Source organism: Coleofasciculus sp. E1-EBD-02, assembly GCF_040218245.1.
Taxonomy (GTDB): domain Bacteria; phylum Cyanobacteriota; class Cyanobacteriia; order Cyanobacteriales; family Coleofasciculaceae; genus Coleofasciculus.
On record NZ_JAVJQN010000001.1, the window covers coordinates 1 to 5838 of the forward strand.

Here is a 5838-nt window from a genome sequence, read left to right on the forward strand (position 1 = left end):
TTGGTGAGATAGGGCGGGTTTTGCTGTTCGGTTATTGGTGAGATAGGGCGGGTTTTGCTGTTCCGTTATTGGTGAGATAGCTGAGTTTAATTCCTAAACCCGCCCCTACAATGGATAAACCTGCCCCTACAATGGATAAACCTGCCCCTACAATGGATAAACCCGCCCCTACAATTCCTAAATCCGCCCCTACAATGGATAAACCCGCCCCTACAATTCCTAAACCCGCCCCTACAATTCCTAAACCTGCCCCTACAATTAAATTATAACTACAATTTAATTATGATTTATGATGACCAATTTAGACGTTCGCCAACTTGGAATTAACCTCAATCATTGGTATGTTGTCGCCCGTAGCAATGAGGTGAAATTGCAACCTCTCGGCGTAACCCTTTGGCATCGAAATATTGTTCTTTTTCGCGATAGTACGGGTGAAATTCAGGCTTTAGAAAACCGTTGTCCTCATCGCCAGGTGCAATTGAGTCATGGTCAAGTTAAGGGGGATTTGTTGGAGTGCGCTTATCACGGATGGCAGTTTAAGACAACGGGAAATTGTGTTTTTGTTCCCTATTTAGCCGAAAATCAAAAATTGCCGAATTGTACAATTCGGGCTTATCCGGTGCGGGAAAAGGATGGGTTTATTTGGCTGTTTCCAGGGGAGGGGGATAGGAACATTCGACAACCGATGGGACTCCCGGAGTGGGATCATCTGAATTATATTGCTACGGTTTCTCGGATTGACTGTAATGCCCATTTTTCGTTCTTAATTGAGAATTTGATGGATATGTATCATGGGCATTTGCATCAGGATTTGCAAGCGTGGGCTGATCCGGTTTTGGTGGATATTGATGAGGATGAGTATCGGGTAGATGCTCATTATCAGGCGAAGAGTTATTATAAGATTGACAAGATTTGGTCGATTTCTCAGTTGTTTTTTCCGGCGCTGCGGCGTTTGCATCCGGAACCGTTGGATGTGAGTTATGTTTATCCCCATTGGGTGTCGAGTTTGGGGGAGGATTTTAGGATTTATTGTTTATTGTGTCCGATAAATTTACGGCAGACTCGCGCCTATTTGGTTCATTTTACGTCGCTGAATGCGTTTTGGCGGTTGCATAAGTTACCCGTTTGGTTTCGGCGGTGGATTAAGGATAGTTTATTTTGTTCGGCGCAGGGGTTGTTGGATGGGTTGGTGCGTCAGGATGTGCAGATGATTGAGGAGGAACAGTTGGCGTATTTGGCGCATCCGCAAGGGAGGGGGTATGAGTTGAATCGGGCGTTGGTGAGTGTGCAACGGTTGATGGATAAGCAGGGTGATTTGTAGGTTTGATTATATTACAAGTTAATCTGCTCGCTGTTACGATGATGGGCTAAAGCCCAAACTACGAACTACGAACGAACAATGAACTGCATATGTTCGATCCGTTGAGAAATACTGATCAGGAAATAGCCAATAGATAACCTGAAGGAGTAAAAAAATGATCCAACAATGGAGTATTTTAGGAATAAGCGCGATCGCGACGGCTTTGATGGTCATTACACCCTCTAGAGCTGAACTTATTGATGAGGTTGGACAAACTGTTACCAGATCTGTCATTGAGGGTACATTCAATGATCAGGACGAGCCTGCTGTGGCTCAGGATTATCAGAGTTTTTTTGAAGAAAGTCCCAAAGAACTCGTTGATGAAGTTTGGCAAATTCTTGATAGACAGTATGTTGATGGTACATTTAATGGTCAGGACTGGCAGGCTGTACGTCAGGACTATCTGAATCGTTCCTATGAGTCTCAGGCAGAAGCGTATAATGCGATTCGGGAGATGTTGGAACTGTTGGATGATCCTTTTACTTGGTTTATGTCTCCCGAAGAATTTAAATCAATGCAGATTGACTCCAATGGTGACTCGGTTGGAGTCGGACTTCTGTTGAAACAAGATCACACGACCCAAGAATTTATTCTTGTTCATCCTATTGAAGCGACTCCAGCATACGACGCTGGAATTTTGCCAGGAGATGTATTGGTAAAAATTGATCGTGAGAACACTCAAGGAATGAGTCTGAGAGAGGTTAATCACCTTCTTCAGGGTCGAGTTGGCACAAGTGTTATCCTCACAGTACGGCGGGATCAAAGGGAACTGGAGTTTGAAGTTACTCGGGAACCAATTGAAATTCATCCAGTACGCTACACTTATCGGAATACGCCAACTGGTGGGATTGGTTATATTCGCCTAAATCAGTTTAGCAGGATCGCAGCCCAGGAAATGCGAGAGGCTATTAATGATTTAGAAACACAGCAGGTTAATGGCTATATCTTAGATTTGCGCTCTAACCCGGGCGGATTAATCAACTCCTGTATTGAAATTGCCCGTATGTGGTTAGATAAAGGCAAGATTGTTTCTACCGTGAGTCGTCGGGGTAATTCAAATGAAAACATGGCAAAGAATCAAGCTTTGACCGATAAACCGTTAGTTGTTCTTGTCAATGAAGGATCAGCCGCCGCCAGCGAAATCTTAGCCGCCGCCTTGCAAGATAACCAGCGAGGGGTTTTGGTGGGAACTTCAACAGCGGGTTACAATTCGGTTCAGTCAGTGCGAGTACTTTCAGATGGTTCAGGTTTAGCGGTAACTTTGGCGAAGTACCTTACTCCGAATGGGCGAGATATTTCTCAGGTAGGAGTTACGCCGGATCAGGTGGTTAGTCTTACGACAGCGCAACAGACAGTGATGATTCGAGAAGGTTCGGCTGCGACAATGAGTGATCCGCAGTATGTTCAAGCGGTGGAAATGTTGACGCAGTTGATACAGAATTAGCGTTGATTTATATTTTGTTTGATATGAATATGGGCGGGTTTGACTGTTATCGTTTCTTTTTTCACCTGAATGTGACGAAGCCCGCCTTTTCCACTGTTTTCTGTGGGGAGGTTTGATTATTTTACAAGTTAATCTGCTCAGCGTTGCGTTGATAGGCTAAAGCCCAAACTACGAACGACGAACTACAAATCTAAGGGTAGGGTGACGGTGAAGGTGGTGCCGATGCCGACTTCACTGTGGACGTTGATGGTTCCGCCGTGGAGTTCGATTGCTTTTTGGACGATGGATAAGCCGAGTCCGGTTCCGGGTAGGTTGCTGACGTTTTTTGCCCGGTGGAAGGGGTCAAAGAGTCGGGGGATGTCTTCTCTTGGTATGCCGATTCCTTGATCTTGGATCTGAAAGCATACTGTATGGTCTGGATGGGTTAGGGTTAGGGTTATGGTGCTGTTTGGTTGGGAATAGTTGATGGCGTTGGATAAGAGATTGCCGAGTATTTGATAGAGGAGTTTTTCGTCGAGACAAACGCTGTGGTTGGTTCCGGGGGCGTTGAGTTGTAGGGTTTTGCTGCTACCGGCGATGATTTGATAGTCTTCGATGATGGCTTCGCAGAATTGTTCTAAGTCCAGTAATGTGGGGTTGAGTTCGAGTTTGTCGGCGCTGGCTTTGCTGAAGACGAGAACGTCATCGAGTATTTTGGTAATCCGCCGCACGGCTTTATCGGTTCGTTGGAGTAATTGATTGCATTTGTCTTCGCTTAAGCCGTCGTGAGAACGGGCGAGGAGTTGGGCGGAGACGTAAATCATGTTTAGGGGGGTGCGGAATTCGTGGGAGACGGTTTGGATGAAGCGGGATTTGAGTTCGCTGAATTCTTTTTCGGCTTCTAGTTGTTGGCGTAGGCTTTCGACTTGATGGCGATAGGTCATGTCCCGAATTAACCAGCGCAATCCCACGATTTCTGATTGGGGGTTGAGGATGGCTGAGATGGAAATCTCCACCGGGAATGGTTCACTCTGGCGCGGTTTCATGGATATTTCCCAGTCTCGGTACAGTAGGGTGGTGGGAAAGTCGGGGGAGGAGAGGTGGGTGAGTTGGTTGAGTTGACTGAGAAAGGTGCGTTTGCTTGTATCGGCAATAAACACAGCTAGTGGTTTGCCGATTAGACGCCGTTGTTCTATATTCAGTAGGGTGGCGGCGGCTTGGTTGGCGTCTTGGATTATACCGGATGCGTCGGTGATGAAATAGCCGTCGGGGGCGAATTCAAAGAGTTCTTGATACTTTCGGCGTTCGTCTTCTGTGGCTTGATGCGCTGCTGCGAGTTCCTCATTCCGTTCGTGGATTTCTTCGACAGCGACTTGTAGTTCTTCGAGGGTGGTGGATAGTTCGGTAACGGTTTCGGCTAGCTTAATTGAGCATTCATCGGCTGACATACTAGCCTCAGTTTCTGTCTGGGCTAGGCGTTCTTTGGCGTTTTGAATATGATCGTTAATCGCTTCGGTTAAGGTGTCGGAGGATATATTTAGTTTTTTTTTGCGGATTGGTTATTATTCATGGTTATCTAGGTAGAGGGAACAGGGAACAGGGAACAGGGAACAGGGAATAGGGAATAGGGAACAGGGAACAGGGAATTTTGGGGGCGACAGGTTGATGATTTGGTTAAACAACAAATTCGCGGGTATCCCCGTCCTCCACGAAGTAGGACGGGGAGGGATAGCGGGTAGTGCGAGGGGTTCAATACCCCGAATACTACCAATCATCTCATCAAGCCACGCATAAGCCATTAGATCTGCGAATTAATTCCATTTTCTTGGGTGAAAATAAACCAATCCGCTTCCATTGCCAATCGTAGACGGCAAACACTTTCGCCTTGGGAGAGTATCCCCCAACATAGCCAACGTAACTAACCCCTGATTTTGTAGCTTTAACCAAATCGGCAGCACGAAAACCCTCAACTGTTCCGTGGATACCTTTTGGTTTTCTAACCCCCGACTTGTCCGGCACTTCAAAGTGCAGTTGGCGACGGAAAAAGCCATACTCTTTCCCCCGCTTCACCGCACCAGGGCGAGTAATGATTTTGAAAGGGGAGGGGGTTACGTTGACACTGCCCTTGTGGGTATAACCGTGGGAGTTAGAGCCAGTAAACGGAACATATTTAATGAAATACCCACAAGCTAACGCCACTCCGTCAACCGCATGGGTTTCCGGCTTGGCTATGGATTTATTGGTCTTATCCTTCTCTAACCCAAATTGGGTTCGGAGTTGAGATGTACCATTTCCGTCCTTTTGCCAACCGTGCCGGACGTAGACGGAGGCGATTTTTTCCATTTGGGATATTGCCCAATTTTGACCCGTCATCACCGGGGAGAACCCTTTCCCAGACTTAGCGCGTTTTCGTTTGGTTTGGTCTATGTCGGCTTTAAGGAGCTCATAACCAATTGCCGTCACCGGGAAAATTTTCGCTAGCTCTTTGACTACCCTTAACTCCAGTTGCCGTGAGGCTTTAATGGATGGGGGTAGAGACGCGCCATGGCGCGTCTCTACTTGTTTGCGATTGTCGAACCTGCATTGCCGATGGTTACGTTGCTTGAATGGAACGTCTCGGTTGATTCTTCTACCCCGTCGCCCCCGTCGTAACATGGCGCGGGTTTCCATTCGTTTTTTGACCCGCCCAAACGGGAGAATAAGGTGTAGTTGTAGCAGGGTACATTTAGCCGACTGGACACCGACACCGGAATAAGACTTACCCGGATCGACTCCAACAGCGATTGGTTGCACTTCCTCAGCCGATGGTTGTGTGGTTAGCTGGACATAGTAGACGCCCAGGTCTGACCACCTCCCCACTGCTTTCCCTTCCTTGACCCACCGTCTAGCCCTGGAGGGCTTGGTGGGCATCAGCGGTTTTCCTTCTTTGCTGATTACTGGAACACGATTCATAGATATAATCCACTCGTGTAATGTTTACGTCTCTTAAGGCATTGGTAAGGGTGTGTCCTGGAATTAGAGGGTGTTCAGAGATTCCTGAACCTACATTTAAACC

Annotated in this window: 5 protein-coding genes; 2 read left to right on the top strand and 3 right to left on the bottom strand. The window is 47.1% G+C overall.

Features of this window, described 5'->3' with window-relative positions:
• Positions 1-289 precede the first annotated feature (289 nt).
• Positions 290-1321 carry an aromatic ring-hydroxylating dioxygenase subunit alpha gene (locus RIC07_RS00005; protein ID WP_446392716.1) on the top strand — a complete coding sequence of 344 codons (1032 nt, stop codon included), beginning with the start codon at positions 290-292 and terminating at the stop codon, positions 1319-1321.
• Positions 1322-1526: 205 nt separating this feature from the next.
• Positions 1527-2804 carry a S41 family peptidase gene (locus RIC07_RS00010; RefSeq protein ID WP_446392720.1) on the top strand — a complete coding sequence of 426 codons (1278 nt, stop codon included), beginning with the start codon at positions 1527-1529 and terminating at the stop codon, positions 2802-2804.
• Positions 2805-2986: 182 nt separating this feature from the next.
• Here the strand turns inward: RIC07_RS00010 and RIC07_RS00015 are convergent, their stop codons facing one another.
• From RIC07_RS00015 to RIC07_RS00025, 3 genes are all read right to left on the bottom strand, one after another.
• Positions 2987-4231, bottom strand: coding sequence for an ATP-binding protein (locus RIC07_RS00015; RefSeq protein ID WP_446392717.1), 1245 nt, complete (start codon positions 4229-4231; stop codon positions 2987-2989).
• A gap of 114 nt (positions 4232-4345) precedes the next feature.
• Positions 4346-4582 (bottom strand): hypothetical protein, encoded by a 237-nt coding sequence (locus RIC07_RS00020; protein WP_446392718.1) that lies wholly within the window; start codon positions 4580-4582, stop codon positions 4346-4348.
• Positions 4563-5735: an RRXRR domain-containing protein gene (locus RIC07_RS00025; protein ID WP_446392719.1), complete on the bottom strand. Its 1173-nt coding sequence runs from the start codon at positions 5733-5735 to the stop codon at positions 4563-4565. The genes RIC07_RS00020 and RIC07_RS00025 overlap by 20 nt, the downstream gene beginning before the upstream one ends.
• Positions 5736-5838 lie beyond the last annotated feature (103 nt).